Annotated in this window: 8 protein-coding genes, 21 tRNA genes and 2 rRNA genes; 29 read left to right on the top strand and 2 right to left on the bottom strand. The window is 47.4% G+C overall.

From position 1 onward, the window contains the following. Positions 1-67: 67 nt before the first annotated feature. The 23 genes from MKX49_RS22780 (at position 68) to MKX49_RS22670 (ending at position 5,216) form a co-directional block, all read left to right on the top strand. A 23S ribosomal RNA gene (locus MKX49_RS22780) occupies positions 68-3,000 on the top strand. A gap of 119 nt (positions 3,001-3,119) precedes the next feature. Continuing rightward, positions 3,120-3,235, top strand: a 5S ribosomal RNA gene (gene rrf, locus MKX49_RS22775). 11 nt (positions 3,236-3,246) lie between these two features. After that, a tRNA-Val gene (locus tag MKX49_RS22770) sits at positions 3,247-3,322 on the top strand. A gap of 10 nt (positions 3,323-3,332) precedes the next feature. Next, a tRNA-Thr gene (locus MKX49_RS22765) sits at positions 3,333-3,408 on the top strand. A gap of 21 nt (positions 3,409-3,429) precedes the next feature. Further along, positions 3,430-3,505: transfer RNA gene (locus MKX49_RS22760), tRNA-Lys, on the top strand. Positions 3,506-3,512: 7 nt separating this feature from the next. Beyond that, positions 3,513-3,594, top strand: a tRNA-Leu gene (locus tag MKX49_RS22755). A gap of 8 nt (positions 3,595-3,602) precedes the next feature. Next, a tRNA-Gly gene (locus MKX49_RS22750) sits at positions 3,603-3,677 on the top strand. 12 nt (positions 3,678-3,689) lie between these two features. After that, positions 3,690-3,778 (top strand) — tRNA-Leu (locus MKX49_RS22745). A 10-nt stretch (positions 3,779-3,788) separates the two neighbouring features. After that, positions 3,789-3,865 (top strand) — tRNA-Arg (locus MKX49_RS22740). An 11-nt stretch (positions 3,866-3,876) separates the two neighbouring features. Beyond that, positions 3,877-3,953, top strand: a tRNA-Pro gene (locus MKX49_RS22735). A gap of 17 nt (positions 3,954-3,970) precedes the next feature. Next, positions 3,971-4,046: transfer RNA gene (locus tag MKX49_RS22730), tRNA-Ala, on the top strand. 28 nt (positions 4,047-4,074) lie between these two features. Continuing rightward, positions 4,075-4,151, top strand: a tRNA-Met gene (locus tag MKX49_RS22725). Between the two features lie 10 nt (positions 4,152-4,161). After that, positions 4,162-4,238, top strand: a tRNA-Ile gene (locus MKX49_RS22720). A 20-nt stretch (positions 4,239-4,258) separates the two neighbouring features. Then, positions 4,259-4,351 (top strand) — tRNA-Ser (locus tag MKX49_RS22715). A 103-nt stretch (positions 4,352-4,454) separates the two neighbouring features. Further along, a tRNA-Met gene (locus tag MKX49_RS22710) sits at positions 4,455-4,528 on the top strand. A 6-nt stretch (positions 4,529-4,534) separates the two neighbouring features. Beyond that, positions 4,535-4,610: transfer RNA gene (locus MKX49_RS22705), tRNA-Asp, on the top strand. Positions 4,611-4,633: 23 nt separating this feature from the next. Beyond that, positions 4,634-4,709, top strand: a tRNA-Phe gene (locus tag MKX49_RS22700). Between the two features lie 17 nt (positions 4,710-4,726). Beyond that, positions 4,727-4,802, top strand: a tRNA-His gene (locus MKX49_RS22695). A 4-nt stretch (positions 4,803-4,806) separates the two neighbouring features. Continuing rightward, positions 4,807-4,880, top strand: a tRNA-Gly gene (locus MKX49_RS22690). Between the two features lie 5 nt (positions 4,881-4,885). Then, a tRNA-Ile gene (locus tag MKX49_RS22685) sits at positions 4,886-4,962 on the top strand. Between the two features lie 12 nt (positions 4,963-4,974). After that, positions 4,975-5,049 (top strand) — tRNA-Asn (locus MKX49_RS22680). A gap of 1 nt (position 5,050) precedes the next feature. Next, positions 5,051-5,141: transfer RNA gene (locus MKX49_RS22675), tRNA-Ser, on the top strand. 3 nt (positions 5,142-5,144) lie between these two features. Beyond that, a tRNA-Glu gene (locus tag MKX49_RS22670) sits at positions 5,145-5,216 on the top strand. Between the two features lie 41 nt (positions 5,217-5,257). On the opposite strand, the gene MKX49_RS22665 is transcribed toward MKX49_RS22670, so the two are convergent. Together MKX49_RS22665 and MKX49_RS22660 are read right to left on the bottom strand one after the other, a co-directional pair. Continuing rightward, a complete protein-coding gene (locus MKX49_RS22665) occupies positions 5,258-6,007 on the bottom strand; it encodes a TraR/DksA C4-type zinc finger protein (protein WP_340877887.1) in 750 nt (249 codons plus the stop codon). Positions 6,008-6,153: 146 nt separating this feature from the next. Next, positions 6,154-7,074: a 1,4-dihydroxy-2-naphthoate polyprenyltransferase gene (locus MKX49_RS22660; RefSeq protein ID WP_034310484.1), complete on the bottom strand. Its 921-nt coding sequence runs from the start codon at positions 7,072-7,074 to the stop codon at positions 6,154-6,156. A 299-nt stretch (positions 7,075-7,373) separates the two neighbouring features. Between MKX49_RS22660 and MKX49_RS22655 the strand changes: the two genes are divergently transcribed. The 6 genes from MKX49_RS22655 (at position 7,374) to menC (ending at position 14,833) form a co-directional block, all read left to right on the top strand. Next, complete coding sequence (locus tag MKX49_RS22655; RefSeq protein WP_340877885.1) at positions 7,374-8,783, top strand: isochorismate synthase; 1,410 nt, start codon at positions 7,374-7,376, stop codon at positions 8,781-8,783. After that, a complete protein-coding gene (gene menD, locus MKX49_RS22650) occupies positions 8,776-10,527 on the top strand; it encodes a 2-succinyl-5-enolpyruvyl-6-hydroxy-3-cyclohexene-1-carboxylic-acid synthase (RefSeq protein ID WP_340877883.1) in 1,752 nt (583 codons plus the stop codon). The genes MKX49_RS22655 and menD overlap by 8 nt, the downstream gene beginning before the upstream one ends. Then, positions 10,524-11,345, top strand: coding sequence for a 2-succinyl-6-hydroxy-2,4-cyclohexadiene-1-carboxylate synthase (menH, locus tag MKX49_RS22645; RefSeq protein WP_340877881.1), 822 nt, complete (start codon positions 10,524-10,526; stop codon positions 11,343-11,345). The genes menD and menH overlap by 4 nt, the downstream gene beginning before the upstream one ends. A 7-nt stretch (positions 11,346-11,352) precedes the next feature. Beyond that, complete coding sequence (gene menB, locus MKX49_RS22640) at positions 11,353-12,165, top strand: 1,4-dihydroxy-2-naphthoyl-CoA synthase (RefSeq protein ID WP_370029151.1); 813 nt, start codon at positions 11,353-11,355, stop codon at positions 12,163-12,165. A gap of 86 nt (positions 12,166-12,251) precedes the next feature. Next, complete coding sequence (locus MKX49_RS22635; protein ID WP_340877879.1) at positions 12,252-13,733, top strand: o-succinylbenzoate--CoA ligase; 1,482 nt, start codon at positions 12,252-12,254, stop codon at positions 13,731-13,733. Next, a complete protein-coding gene (gene menC / locus MKX49_RS22630) occupies positions 13,730-14,833 on the top strand; it encodes an o-succinylbenzoate synthase (protein WP_340878604.1) in 1,104 nt (367 codons plus the stop codon). The genes MKX49_RS22635 and menC overlap by 4 nt, the downstream gene beginning before the upstream one ends. Positions 14,834-15,159 lie beyond the last annotated feature (326 nt).

Raw genomic sequence — 15,159 nt, 5'->3', positions numbered from 1 at the left:
TTGAAAACTAGATAATAGATAGAAGGCAATTAATTTTTTTCAAAGCATCTGTAAGATCTTTTTTAACGGTTAAGTTAGAAAGGGCGCACGGTGGATGCCTTGGCACTAGGAGCCGATGAAGGACGGGACTAACACCGATATGCTTCGGGGAGCTGTAAGTAAGCTTTGATCCGGAGATTTCCGAATGGGGAAACCCACTGTTCGTAATGGAACAGTATCTTTACCTGAATACATAGGGTACTGAAGGCAGACCCGGGGAACTGAAACATCTAAGTACCCGGAGGAAGAGAAAGCAAACGCGATTTCCTGAGTAGCGGCGAGCGAAACGGAATTAGCCCAAACCAAGAGGCTTGCCTCTTGGGGTTGTAGGACACTCAACATGGAGTTACAAAGGAACGGGGTAAATGAAGCGACCTGGAAAGGTCCGTCGAAGAAGGTAAAAACCCTGTAGTTGAAACTTCGTTCCCTCCTGAGTGGATCCTGAGTACGGCGGGACACGAGAAATCCCGTCGGAAGCAGGGAGGACCATCTCCCAAGGCTAAATACTCCCTAGTGACCGATAGTGAACCAGTACCGTGAGGGAAAGGTGAAAAGCACCCCGGAAGGGGAGTGAAATAGATCCTGAAACCGTGTGCCTACAAGTAGTCAAAGCCCGTTAATGGGTAATGGCGTGCCTTTTGTAGAATGAACCGGCGAGTTACGATTTCATGCGAGGTTAAGTTGATGAGACGGAGCCGCAGCGAAAGCGAGTCTGAATAGGGCGAATGAGTATGAGGTCGTAGACCCGAAACCAGGTGATCTACCCATGTCCAGGGTGAAGTTCAGGTAACACTGAATGGAGGCCCGAACCCACGCACGTTGAAAAGTGCGGGGATGAGGTGTGGGTAGCGGAGAAATTCCAATCGAACCTGGAGATAGCTGGTTCTCTCCGAAATAGCTTTAGGGCTAGCCTCAAGATGAGAGTATTGGAGGTAGAGCACTGATTGGACTAGGGGCCCCCAACGGGTTACCGAATTCAGTCAAACTCCGAATGCCAAATACTTATTCTTGGGAGTCAGACTGCGAGTGATAAGATCCGTAGTCGAAAGGGAAACAGCCCAGACCACCAGCTAAGGTCCCAAAGTATACGTTAAGTGGAAAAGGATGTGGAGTTGCTTAGACAACCAGGATGTTGGCTTAGAAGCAGCCACCATTTAAAGAGTGCGTAATAGCTCACTGGTCGAGTGACTCCGCGCCGAAAATGTACCGGGGCTAAACGTATCACCGAAGCTGTGGATTGACACCGTATGGTGTCGATGGTAGGAGAGCGTTCTAAGGGCGTTGAAGTCAGACCGGAAGGACTGGTGGAGCGCTTAGAAGTGAGAATGCCGGTATGAGTAGCGAAAGAAGGGTGAGAATCCCTTCCACCGAATGCCTAAGGTTTCCTGAGGAAGGCTCGTCCGCTCAGGGTTAGTCGGGACCTAAGCCGAGGCCGAAAGGCGTAGGCGATGGACAACAGGTTGATATTCCTGTACCACCTATACATCGTTTGAACGATGGGGGGACGCAGAAGGATAGGGTAAGCGCGCTGTTGGATATGCGCGTCCAAGCAGTTAGGCCGGAAACGAGGCAAATCCCGTTTCCATTAAGGCGGAGCTGTGATGGCGAGGGAAATATAGTACCGAAGTTCCTGATTCCACGCTGCCAAGAAAAGCCTCTAGTGAGATGTAAGGTGCCCGTACCGCAAACCGACACAGGTAGGCGAGGAGAGAATCCTAAGGTGTGCGAGAGAACTCTCGTTAAGGAACTCGGCAAAATGACCCCGTAACTTCGGGAGAAGGGGTGCTTTTTAGGGTGAATAGCCCAGAAAAGCCGCAGTGAATAGGCCCAGGCGACTGTTTAGCAAAAACACAGGTCTCTGCGAAGCCGCAAGGCGAAGTATAGGGGCTGACACCTGCCCGGTGCTGGAAGGTTAAGGGGAGAGGTTAGCGCAAGCGAAGCTTTGAACCGAAGCCCCAGTAAACGGCGGCCGTAACTATAACGGTCCTAAGGTAGCGAAATTCCTTGTCGGGTAAGTTCCGACCCGCACGAAAGGTGTAACGATCTGGGCACTGTCTCAACGAGAGACTCGGTGAAATTATAGTACCTGTGAAGATGCAGGTTACCCGCGACAGGACGGAAAGACCCCGTGGAGCTTTACTGCAGCCTGATATTGAATTTTGGTACAGCTTGTACAGGATAGGTAGGAGCCTGAGAAGCCGGAGCGCCAGCTTCGGTGGAGGCGTTGGTGGGATACTACCCTGGCTGTATTGAAATTCTAACCCGCGCCCCTTATCGGGGTGGGAGACAGTGTCAGGTGGGCAGTTTGACTGGGGCGGTCGCCTCCTAAAGAGTAACGGAGGCGCCCAAAGGTTCCCTCAGAATGGTTGGAAATCATTCGTAGAGTGTAAAGGCACAAGGGAGCTTGACTGCGAGACCTACAAGTCGAGCAGGGACGAAAGTCGGGCTTAGTGATCCGGTGGTTCCGCATGGAAGGGCCATCGCTCAACGGATAAAAGCTACCCCGGGGATAACAGGCTTATCTCCCCCAAGAGTCCACATCGACGGGGAGGTTTGGCACCTCGATGTCGGCTCATCGCATCCTGGGGCTGTAGTCGGTCCCAAGGGTTGGGCTGTTCGCCCATTAAAGCGGTACGCGAGCTGGGTTCAGAACGTCGTGAGACAGTTCGGTCCCTATCCGTCGCGGGCGCAGGAAATTTGAGAGGAGCTGTCCTTAGTACGAGAGGACCGGGATGGACGCACCGCTGGTGTACCAGTTGTCTTGCCAAAGGCATAGCTGGGTAGCTACGTGCGGACGGGATAAGTGCTGAAAGCATCTAAGCATGAAGCCCCCCTCAAGATGAGATTTCCCATGGCGCAAGCTAGTAAGATCCCTGAAAGATGATCAGGTTGATAGGTCAGAGGTGGAAGCATGGTGACATGTGGAGCTGACTGATACTAATAGATCGAGGACTTAACCAACGCTTTTTAAATAATGAAATACCTTCTTATTATCTAGTTTTGAAGGAATGAAAATTTCTTCTTGCATTTTCTCAAAAAGACGTTATAATAATATATGTCTTGAAAAAATGTTAAAATTGTTTGGTGACGATAGCGAAGAGGTCACACCCGTTCCCATTCCGAACACGGCAGTTAAGCTCTTCAGCGCCGATGGTAGTTGGGGGTTTCCCCCTGTGAGAGTAGGACGTCGCCAAGCAGGTTTCATATGGAGGATTAGCTCAGCTGGGAGAGCATCTGCCTTACAAGCAGAGGGTCGGCGGTTCGATCCCGTCATCCTCCACCATTTTACACCTGCCGGTGTAGCTCAACTGGTAGAGCAACTGACTTGTAATCAGTAGGTTGGGGGTTCAAGTCCTCTTGCCGGCACCATTTTTAAGATAGTACAAGCACGAGCCATTAGCTCAGTTGGTAGAGCATCTGACTTTTAATCAGAGGGTCGAAGGTTCGAATCCTTCATGGCTCACCATTTATATGCGGGTGTGGCGGAATTGGCAGACGCACCAGACTTAGGATCTGGCGCCGCAAGGCGTGGGGGTTCAAGTCCCTTCACCCGCATCTTTCATGCGGAAGTAGTTCAGTGGTAGAATACAACCTTGCCAAGGTTGGGGTCGCGGGTTCGAATCCCGTCTTCCGCTCCACTTTTCGTATGTGCCGGGGTGGCGGAACTGGCAGACGCACAGGACTTAAAATCCTGCGGTAGGTGACTACCGTACCGGTTCGATTCCGGTCCTCGGCACCATCATAAATATGCGCCCGTAGCTCAATTGGATAGAGCATCTGACTACGAATCAGAAGGTTGTAGGTTCGACTCCCGCCGGGCGCACCATGTTTTTATTGCGGGAAGTAGCTCAGCTTGGTAGAGCACTTGGTTTGGGACCAAGGGGTCGCAGGTTCGAATCCTGTCTTCCCGACCACGTGATTTTTAATGAATGGGGCCTTAGCTCAGCTGGGAGAGCGCCTGCCTTGCACGCAGGAGGTCAGCGGTTCGATCCCGCTAGGCTCCACCATTTTTCAATCAGAAACTTATATTATATTGGCGGTGTAGCTCAGCTGGCTAGAGCGTACGGTTCATACCCGTGAGGTCGGGGGTTCGATCCCCTCCGCCGCTACCAATAAATATAAGGACCTTTAGCTCAGCTGGTTAGAGCAGACGGCTCATAACCGTCCGGTCGTAGGTTCGAGTCCTACAAGGTCCACCATATTCATTTTTTTAAGCCGTGGAGGTATACCCAAGTTCGGCTGAAGGGATCGGTCTTGAAAACCGACAGGGGAGTCAAATCCCGCGGGGGTTCGAATCCCTCTACCTCCTCCATTTTTTCTAAAAGCAGCAAGTTGTTTTAAAACAACCTTACATAAAGGATGCGGACGAAACAATATTCACGAAAGCTTGATGCTAATCGTTTCATTATTACCGTCGCGGGGTGGAGCAGTCCGGTAGCTCGTCGGGCTCATAACCCGAAGGTCGCAGGTTCAAATCCTGTCCCCGCAATTATTAGGTCCCGTGGTGTAGCGGTTAACATGCCTGCCTGTCACGCAGGAGATCGCGGGTTCGATTCCCGTCGGGACCGCCATTATTTAAATTGAATACATATGTGGCTCAGTAGCTCAGTCGGTAGAGCAAAGGACTGAAAATCCTTGTGTCGGCGGTTCGATTCCGTCCTGAGCCACCATATCTTACAAAATTACGGCGATTGTGGCGAAGTGGTTAACGCACCTGATTGTGGTTCAGGCATTCGTGGGTTCGATTCCCATCAGTCGCCCCATTTCGCGGGTGTAGTTTAGTGGTAAAACCTCAGCCTTCCAAGCTGATGATGAGGGTTCGATTCCCTTCACCCGCTCCAAATATGGGCCTATAGCTCAGCTGGTTAGAGCGCACGCCTGATAAGCGTGAGGTCGATGGTTCGAGTCCATTTAGGCCCACCATATTCATATTGTTCCGCAGTAGCTCAGTGGTAGAGCATTCGGCTGTTAACCGAACGGTCGTAGGTTCGAGTCCTACCTGCGGAGCCACGGGGAAGTACTCAAGAGGCTGAAGAGGCGCCCCTGCTAAGGGTGTAGGTCGCGCGAGCGGCGCGAGGGTTCAAATCCCTCCTTCTCCGCCAGTTGGCCCGTTGGTCAAGCGGTTAAGACACCGCCCTTTCACGGCGGTAACACGGGTTCGAATCCCGTACGGGTCATAACAAAAAGGGAAGCATACATTCATGTATGCTTCTTTTTTTCATTTATTTTCCTTGATATAACCATCTTTTTGTTTATAGGGAATGTCTCCAAGTTGGGATTCTATATTTTCTTCTTTCAGGGTATCTTCATATTCCTTTTGCTTTTTGTTCGGTATATCCACTCTCGTTTTTCCTTCGATATCATTTGCGGCAAATCCTTCATAGTCTTCAGGAAATCCATCCGTTTCATCCTCGTTTTTATAAAGACCATTGTAATTGTCATGATCGCCGGTATAATCAGATGGCGTTTCTGATGTACCGAATTTGGCCACTTCACCAAAGCTATCTTCTTTAGCCGCCATTTCGATTCCATGACGATTTTCAAAATGATCACCCTTGGATGGAATCAGTATATCCTCTTCCACTGGCCTGTCTTGTGAAAGCGTTCGTTCTGGGGCATGCTCGACACAGTAGAGGGTGCTTGGGATCGCTTCAAGCCTCTCGATGGGGATTTCCTTATTGCAGGTTTTACAATGGCCATACGATCCTTCTTCCATGGCTTTCAAAGCTTCATCTATTTTCTCCATTTCGGATTGTGCATGCTCATCGAGTGCTTGATTCCGTTCCATCTCGAATAATTCGGTCCCTAGGTCAGCAGGATGATTATCATAGGATGATAATTCACCTACGGATTCCGTTTGGCTTTTATCCAGAACGGATTGTTCATCATTTTGAATTCTATTACATAGCTCATTTTTTTCTTGAAGCAGTTCTTTTTTGAATTTTTGCGTTTGTTGTTTCGTTGCCATATCCAATTCACTCCTTCTAAAGTCCAAATCTCTTTTTATATTGGTAAGGTGGTTGTATTATCTATTACCCGAATCGGAGTATAGGAAAACAATATGGAACGGAAGATAGAAAAAAGGACTGAGCGGATGGGCTCAGTCCCCGGAGATTATATAAGATAGCTGATGAATAATCCAATGGCCATGAGTAAGCCAAAGAAGGTGTTCGTTTGGGCAGTGGCTTTCATTGCCGGCACCATCGTGATCGGCTGTGTTTTACCTACGAAGCCTTTTATTGCGGCCATGGCCTTCGGTATGCTAAGGAAGGCAAGGAGAATCCAAGCCGTAACGCTTCCGGTAAGAACGAGCCCAACAAGCCATAGATAAGAGAAAGCGAACATGATTGCCATGAATGTCAGGGCGTTTTTCCTGCCCATCACGACTGGCATCGTTTTGCGGCCATGTGCCTTATCCCCATCATGATCTCGGAGGTTATTGGATAGGTTGATCAGCCCTACCAGTATCCCACTTGGAATGGCAATTAAGATGGCTGTTGAAGAAACATCACCGGTTTGAATGAAAAAGGCGATCAGGATTATCAAAAAGCCCATGAACAATCCAGAAAAAAGTTCCCCGAACGGTGTATATGAAATGGGCAGGGGACCGCCTGTATAAAGATAGCCGACAAGCATGCAAACGAGGCCTACTGCAGCAAGCCACCAAGACGATGCGGCACAGATATAGATTCCAATGATCAAGGCGATGGCATACATGCCAAGGGCCAAGTTCATGATTAGTCTGGGGGTCATCCCATGACGGACGATCCCGCCACCGATCCCTACGGATTCCTCCGTATCCAGGCCTCTCTTGAAATCATAGTATTCATTGAATAAATTGGTTGCAGCTTGAATCAGGATACTTGCAATCATCATGGCAGCGAATAGTAACCAATTCACTCCATCTTCCAAAAGTGCAATCACAGTTCCAAGTAAGACTGGGACAAAAGCTGCGGTTAGTGTATGTGGACGAATTAACTCCCACCAAATCTTCCAGGTCCGTTTAAGGGGAAGTCCGTCGTATTCTGTTTGCATTATTTCTCTCCTCAAAATCATTATTGGTTCTCTCGAAATTATAACAAATATTGAAATGTTGCACAAAAGGTTATCCTAATAAATGCAGGAAAAGTGGGTATGGGTGACAATTGAAATTCATGGGTGATGCATTTCCAAAATCAAGGGTATTTCTCTACATTCGCTAAGATTCATATAATAAGGAAAAAAGCAGGGAAGAATCGTTCGGTAAAGGGGCGTTTTATTGACATGAGGTTCAAGGGAGGTGTATCTTTAAATAGGTTAAATAGCTTTTAAAATGTACATTTGGGGGGATTTTTTTGGCTATCTCAGAGGAAACTGAACAGTTTCAGGGACTGGCTTCAGCTATACAAAAGGCGAAGGACTTGAATGATCAAGTTCTATTCAGTCATATTAAGAAGATTAAATGCAACAACCCCCTTTCATTTTATCAAGCTGGAAGAGAACGGTATGCGGGTGAACGCTTTTTCTGGGAGGACCCTGCAAAGGAAATAACCATCACCGGTTTAGGCAATGTTAAGAAACTCAAAGCGGCATCAAATGCCGAACGTTATAGAGAAGTCGAAAAGAGCTGGATCAAACTGCAGAATGATGCTGTCAAAACAGGAGTGACCGATGTAGAAGCGACAGGTCCTTTACTGTTTGGGGGCTTTTCTTTTGATTATGAAAATGACAGTACGCTCCTTTGGAATCAGTTCGGGGACAACCTGTTTTATATACCTGCCTTCATGCTTTCAATAGTGGGGAAACAAGCTTACTTAACGACAAACTTACTTTGTTCGCCTGATGATTCAGAAAAACTCTTCATAGATATGATAAATGAACGGGAAGCTTTCCTCTTCGAAAGCTTGGATGGCAATGGATTGGGTGCAAATTTCCTTGTTATGCAGAAGGAAGTCGAACCTGAGGAATGGAAGCGGACGGTCTCAGAGGCTGTTCAGGAAATCAAGACGACAGATCTCGACAAGATTGTTTTGGCAAGGGAGCTTCGACTTGGTTTTGAACGTTCCATCGATTCAGGGAAAGTGCTTGAACAATTGATTGCTGAGCAGCCATTGAGTTATATTTTCAGTTTGGAGGCTGGTGGTGACTGTTTTGTCGGTGCCACCCCCGAACGTTTGATTAAGAAACAGGGAAATGAAGTTTTTTCTACCTGTCTTGCCGGATCGATGCGGCGAGGGAAAGATGAGCAAGAAGATGTTTGTCTTGGTGAAGAATTGCTTCATGACCAAAAGAATTTACAAGAGCATCAATATGTCGTGTCGATGATATCCAATGCTTTTGATTCTGTATGCGAAAAGGTGATGGTCCCGGCCGGACCGACACTTATGAAAAACCGTCATATCCAGCATTTGTACACACCGGTTCGCGGTATATCCAAGGAAGGTGTCACGATTTTTGAATTCGTCGAGAGCCTCCATCCCACACCTGCCATGGGAGGACTTCCAAAAGAAAAGGCTGTTGTCCGAATTCGGGAATTGGAAGGTCTGGAACGCGGATTTTATGCGGGTCCTTTAGGCTGGGTGGATACGTATGGGAACGGGGAATTCGCTGTAGGGATACGTTCTGCCCTGATACAGAACAATGAGGCATCGCTCTTTGCCGGATGCGGAGTAGTGGAAGAATCGACACCCGAAAGTGAATTCCGGGAAACGGGGATTAAATTCAATCCGATGTTAAGTGCTTTAGGAGGAAATCTTAATGAATGACCGAGATGCATTGACAGCGTATGCTGCTTCATTCGTCGATGAGCTGGCACAAAATGAGGTGAAGCATGTGGTGGTGAGCCCAGGTTCACGATCCACGCCCCTGGCTTTGCTGCTAGTGGAACATCCTGATATCGAAATTCATATTAATGTGGATGAGCGTTCGGCTGCTTTTTTTGCCCTTGGTTTGGCTAAGGCCTTAAAAGAACCTGTCGGACTTCTTTGTACGTCCGGTACAGCCGCTGCAAACTATTATCCAGCCGTCATCGAGGCTTTCTATTCAAGAGTGCCGCTTATTGTACTTACAGCTGACCGTCCGCATGAATTGCGTGATGTCGGAGCCCCGCAGGCAATCGATCAAATACACCTCTACGGGAGACATGTAAAATGGTTTGTCGAAATGGCACTTCCTGAAAGCACGGATGGGATGATGCGGTATGCCAGAACGGTCGGTGCAAGGGCAGTGGCTACAGCGGCCGCTGAACCGGCAGGGCCTGTACATTTGAATTTCCCGCTTCGAGAACCATTGATTCCGGACCTGGACCAAGCAAAGGAGTACCGGCAAAATAAAAGGAAGCCTGCAGTGTTGATTGACAGTGGAGAACGGTCATTGTCCGCATCACAATTAGAAGCGGTTGCAACTACATTGTCAAAAGCTAAGCAAGGTATCATTGTATGTGGCGAATTACCGCATCCAGAGATGAAGGAAGCCATTGTCGCATTAGCGAAAAAACTTGCTTTTCCGGTACTGGCTGATCCCCTTTCACAGTTAAGGAGCGGAAGTCATGATAAAGCCGTCATCATTGATGCGTACGATACGTTTCTGCGCGATGAAACGGCAAAAGCGGCGTTCAGGCCGGAAGTGATCTTGCGATTCGGGGCAATGCCTGTTTCTAAACCGTTATTGTTATTCATGAAAAAACAAAAACAGGCGATTACTTTGGTCGTCGATGGCGGAGCAGGCTGGCGCGAACCAGCCGGTTTGGCAACGAATATGATTTACAGCGAAGAGAAAGATTTTTGTCTGCGAATAGCTGAAGGCATTACTTCTTCCCCTGATGATGAATGGCTTCGCTTATGGCAAACCGTCAACGGAGCGACGAAGGATGCCTTAGCCTCCGTCAGGGATGAAGCGGAGTTAAGCGAAGGCAAGCTGTTCGCCTTGCTTGCTGATATGATGCCATTGGAGTCGACGTTATTTGTCGGGAATAGTATGCCTATACGTGATTTGGATACTTTCTTTTTGAATAATGAAAAAGGAATCCAAACCATTGCCAATCGCGGGGCGAATGGCATCGATGGTGTCGTTTCCACTGCACTAGGCGTGAGCACGGTATCGGAAAATACAGTGCTGGCAATCGGGGATTTAAGCTTTTTCCATGATATGAATGGCTTGCTTGCAGCAAAACTTCAAAAACAAAATATCACGATTTTGCTGGTTAATAATGATGGCGGCGGCATTTTTTCCTTCTTGCCGCAGGCGAATGAGAGGGAACATTTCGAAACGCTATTCGGCACACCTCATGGGCTTGATTTTTCACATACTGCCCAGCTTTATGGCGGTAAATACAACAAGGTGCAAAATTGGGATGAGTTCGAGAAGGTATTTACAGAGTCGTTCGAAATTCAAGGTCTGAAAATCATCGAAGTACCGACAGAAAGAGAGTCCAATTTACAAAAGCATCGAAATTTGTGGAGCTTTGTTTCCCAGGAAATAAAAATGGTGTTAGACAGGGAAATATCATGAATATTGTCAGCAAGGATGTCAATTATGCTGTTGAAATAACGGGAAATGGGGATCCTCTTGTACTTTTGCATGGATTTACGGGAAATCGGGATACATGGAAATTTCTCATCCCGCTACTGAGTGACAGGTATACGCTGATCATGGTCGACATCATCGGACATGGCATGTCTGCGTCACCAGCCGATCATCGAAGGTATGAGCTGGAAAATGTGGCTGAGGATATCAAGTATATTTTGGATGTGTTACATTTCCCGAAAGCCCATATCCTTGGATACTCGATGGGCGGAAGGCTCGGATTGGGATTTGCCTGTTTGTATCCTGAGTATGTTGATACATTGATACTGGAGAGTGCTTCACCTGGTCTTTTAACAGAAGAGGAGCGGGAAATCCGAAGGGGAAATGATCGGAAGCTTGCCGAACGGCTTCTTGCAAATGGCATGGAAGCGTTTGTGGATCAATGGGAAAACATCCCGCTGTTTGAAAGCCAAAAACGGTTGTCGGCCAAAACCAGGTCGGCCATTCGGGAGCAGCGGCTGGCAAATGACCCTGCCGGCCTTTCCAATAGCCTTCTTGGCATGGGGACCGGCAGTCAGGCTTCTTACTGGGAACAACTGCAAACCCTTGATTTCCCGGTGCTCCTTGTAACCGGTGAACTTGACCATAAGTTTTGTCGAATAGCTGACTCGATGAAAAAAGAGCTGACGCGCGTCGAATGGAAAATAATAAATGATGCGGGACATGCGATTCATGTGGAAGTTGGAGAAAAGTTTGGTAAAATAATAAGTGAGTTTTTAAAGCGAAATAGAAGGAGGAATTAAGGTGACGATTCAATGGGAAACAATACGTGAATATGATGAGATTTTGTATGAAAAATATAACGGGATTGCGAAAGTGTCCATCAATCGACCGCATGTACATAATGCATTCACGCCAAAAACGACTGCTGAAATGATTGATGCATTCGCAAGGGCGCGTGATGATTCCAGCATTGGTGTCATTATTTTAACAGGTGTAGGCGGCAAAGCATTCTGTTCAGGCGGAGACCAAAAAGTACGCGGAAATGGCGGATATGTGGGTGAAGATAACATTCCGCGTCTAAATGTTCTTGATTTGCAACGTTTGATCCGCGTCATTCCAAAACCAGTCGTAGCCATGGTGGCAGGATATGCAATTGGCGGAGGTAATGTCTTGAACGTGGTATGTGACTTGACGATTGCTGCTGACAATGCAATTTTCGGACAAACTGGACCGAATGTAGGAAGCTTTGATGCTGGTTATGGTTCTGGCTACCTTGCACGTATCGTGGGTCATAAAAAGGCGCGTGAAATCTGGTACCTATGCCGTCAATACAATGCACAGGAAGCATTGGATATGGGATTGGTCAACACGGTCGTGCCTTTAGACCAATTAGAAGCGGAAACGGTTAAATGGTGTGAAGAAATGCTTGAGAAGAGCCCGACTGCACTTCGTTTCTTGAAAGCGGCAATGAACGCTGATACGGATGGCCTTGCAGGTCTTCAGCAATTGGCTGGTGACGCTACACTTTTATACTATACAACAGAAGAAGCAAAAGAAGGCCGCGATGCATTCAAAGAAAAACGCACTCCGGACTTTGGGCAATTCCCTCGTTTCCCTTAATGAAACGCGTGAATCGATGAGACTGACAGCTTGGCGGAAAATCGCCGGGCTGTTTTCTATATCAAAAAGGAAGAGGGGAAGCAGCAATGGCAGAAGAAAAGTTGCCGAACTGGCTGAAAAATCGGGCGCATCTTTCACCGGATCGCCCAGCAATTGAGTTTGAAGGTCATACGTATAGCTTTCTTGAACTGTATACTTTATCGGAGAAGATGGCTGGAAGGCTTTCAAGCATTGGTCTGGGCGCTGGCGATTCATGCGCGGTTTTGCTCCGTAACCATATTGATGGTGTTGTCGTTATCCATGCACTATTTCATCTCGGTGTGAAGATTGTGATGCTGAATAATAAGCTAACGGCAAAAGAGCTGTCCTGGCAGATCGAGGACAGCAAAACAGCCTATCTTGTTTCGGAAGGGTCCTTCTCCGGCAAACTAGCTGATATTGGTGAGATTCTCCCGGATTTGAAGCTTCACTTAATGGAAGAATTGCCGGAGGAGGGCACAGCAGGGATACTTCAAGAGTTTTACCTTGAGGATACCGCTACGATCATGTATACATCTGGTACGACAGGAAATCCAAAAGGGGTCATCCAAACATTCGGCAACCATTGGTGGAGTGCCGTTGGGTCTGTTCTGAACCTTGGATTGCATGAAGAGGATTCTTGGTATTGTGCGGTTCCGATCTTTCATATTAGCGGTTTATCCATCTTGATGAAAAATGTGATTTATGGCATGAAAGTCGTTTTGGCGGAACGTTTCGATGAACGGGAAGCAAACCGGAGCATCCAGGAAAATGGCGTGACGATCATTTCGGTCGTGACGGCGATGCTGAATAGGATGGTGCAGGATATGAAGGGAACAAGCTATCCCAAAACCTTCCGCTGTTTCCTGTTGGGCGGCGGCCCTGCACCCGTCCATTTGCTTGAGGTATGTAAGGAGAAAGGGATTCCCGTCTATCAAACATATGGGATGACCGAAACGTCTTCACAGATTGTGACGCTGGCACCGGAATATAGCATGGCAAAAATCGGCTCTGCGGGAAAGCCTTTGTTTCCTTCGCAGTTACGGATTGAGAAAGACGGCACGATGTGTGAACCGGGTGCAGTGGGGGAAATCGTGGTTTCAGGTCCGAATGTGACGAAAGGCTATTTTAATCGGATGGATGCTACACAGCAGGCCATTACCGATGGATGGCTTTATACTGGGGACCTTGGTTATCTCGATGAGGAAGGTTTTTTATATGTGCTTGACCGACGTTCGGATTTAATCATTTCCGGCGGTGAAAATGTCTACCCGGCCGAGATTGAAAATGTCCTTAGTACGCACCCCGATGTGTTCGAAGCGGGAGTGACGGGGACAGAAGATGAAAAATGGGGACAGATCCCGCTTGCTTTTGTTGTCCTGCATCAAGGTGCAGAGCTAGGTGAGAGCGAACTGCTCGAATATTGCAAGGAGTATTTGGCATCCTATAAGATTCCCCGGAACGTGATATTTTGTAAGGAGCTTCCCAGGAATGGAGCAAGCAAGCTTCTTAGACGGGAACTGAAGAAGGAGATGGGGGAATGGCAATGAAGTTATCCTCCATTTCCCTAAAGCTCATTAAGGCCCCTTTAAAGCGGCCATTCAAGACGCATCTCGGAACGGTAAGCGACCGGGAAGTGATAATTGTCGAAGCCATGGATGAAGATGGATTGATTGGATACGGGGAAGCTGTGCCTTTTACAAGTCCTTGGTATACCGAGGAAACGACCAAAACATGCTTTCATATGTTGGATGACTTCTTAATCCCGCTGACATTGGCCAGTCAGATCAGGCATCCTGATGAACTGCCGAACTTATGGAGCGGAATCAGGCGGAATGCAATGGCGAAATCGGCACTAGAACAGGCAATCCTCGATTTGTATGCGAAGCAGAAAGGAGTCTACCTTGGACGGCTGTTTGGCGGCGTACGAAGTGAAGTGGCCGCTGGCGTAGTCATTGCATCGAATGATATAGAAGATGCAATGCGCCAGATCGAGGATTTTTCCGGTTCCGGTTATCAGCGATATAAAATAAAAATAAATCCTCAAAATGATTTGGATTTTTTAGCGGAAATCCGTCGGGCCTATCCCGATATCCCGCTAATGGCAGATGCCAATTCAGCGTACACTCTTGATGACATCCCGCATCTGCAGAAGCTTGATGACTTTAAGCTGATGATGATTGAGCAGCCGCTGGGGCATGACGACATTGTGGAACATTCATTTTTGCAGAAACAGCTGCAGACACCCATTTGCCTTGATGAAAGCATAAATTCATTTCATGATGCAAAAAGTGCACTGTCGCTCCAGAGCTGTGGGGTCATCAACATTAAGATGGCTAAAGTCGGCGGCTGGATGGAAGCGGTAAGAATCCATGATCTATGCCTGGGAAATGATGTGCCCGTTTGGTGCGGCGGTATGATTGAGTTTGGCATTTCACGTGCACATAATATTGCACTTGCCTCATTAAAGGGGTTCACGATTCCTGGGGATATATCATCTTCATCCCGTTATTGGGATGGAGATATAATCGATCCTGAAGTCATCGTCGAAAATGGCATGATCCAAGTTCCCGATAAAGCTGGAATCGGTTTTGCCATCAATGAAAAGCGGCTTAAGGAATTGACTACATATAGTAAACTGTACAAATGAAACATCAAAGGAGGTGCACGCCCACCTCTTTTGATCAAATATTGATCCCATCTCCTTTTACTCCCACGATTTATGTAACTTACCCAATTAGTACTTTATTGGACGGAAACCCCACCCTTTTGGAACATGATTTTAATAGGATACTAACAGTCGGCGGAAAGGGTACGGCTGACTGAAATCAACCTGAACATTTTTTATTTGTCTGCAGATTTTTTAGAAAAACCATTTAAATGGCCCGATAAACCATAATTTTTTCGGAAAATGGGGCTTTGTCTATTTTTCCTTTATTGGATTATTTTGTATAATGAATGAAAAGAAGGGCAACC

It is taken from the genome of Peribacillus sp. FSL M8-0224 (assembly GCF_038003055.1).
Lineage (GTDB): Bacteria > Bacillota > Bacilli > Bacillales > DSM-1321 > Peribacillus > Peribacillus frigoritolerans.
Note: the sequence above shows the minus strand (reverse complement) of the source record. Positions and strands in the feature narration are given on the sequence as shown.

What these genes read in the sequence shown, in the direction of transcription:
- MKX49_RS22665 (WP_340877887.1), bottom strand. Translation starts at nt 6,007, where the DNA reads ATGGCAACGAAACAACAAACGCAAAAATTCAAAAAAGAACTGCTTCAA.
- MKX49_RS22660 (WP_034310484.1), bottom strand. Translation starts at nt 7,074, where the DNA reads ATGCAAACAGAATACGACGGACTTCCCCTTAAACGGACCTGGAAGATT.
- menD (WP_340877883.1), top strand. Translation starts at nt 8,776, where the DNA reads ATGAATGACCGAGATGCATTGACAGCGTATGCTGCTTCATTCGTCGAT.
- menH (WP_340877881.1), top strand. Translation starts at nt 10,524, where the DNA reads ATGAATATTGTCAGCAAGGATGTCAATTATGCTGTTGAAATAACGGGA.
- MKX49_RS22635 (WP_340877879.1), top strand. Translation starts at nt 12,252, where the DNA reads ATGGCAGAAGAAAAGTTGCCGAACTGGCTGAAAAATCGGGCGCATCTT.
- menC (WP_340878604.1), top strand. Translation starts at nt 13,730, where the DNA reads ATGAAGTTATCCTCCATTTCCCTAAAGCTCATTAAGGCCCCTTTAAAG.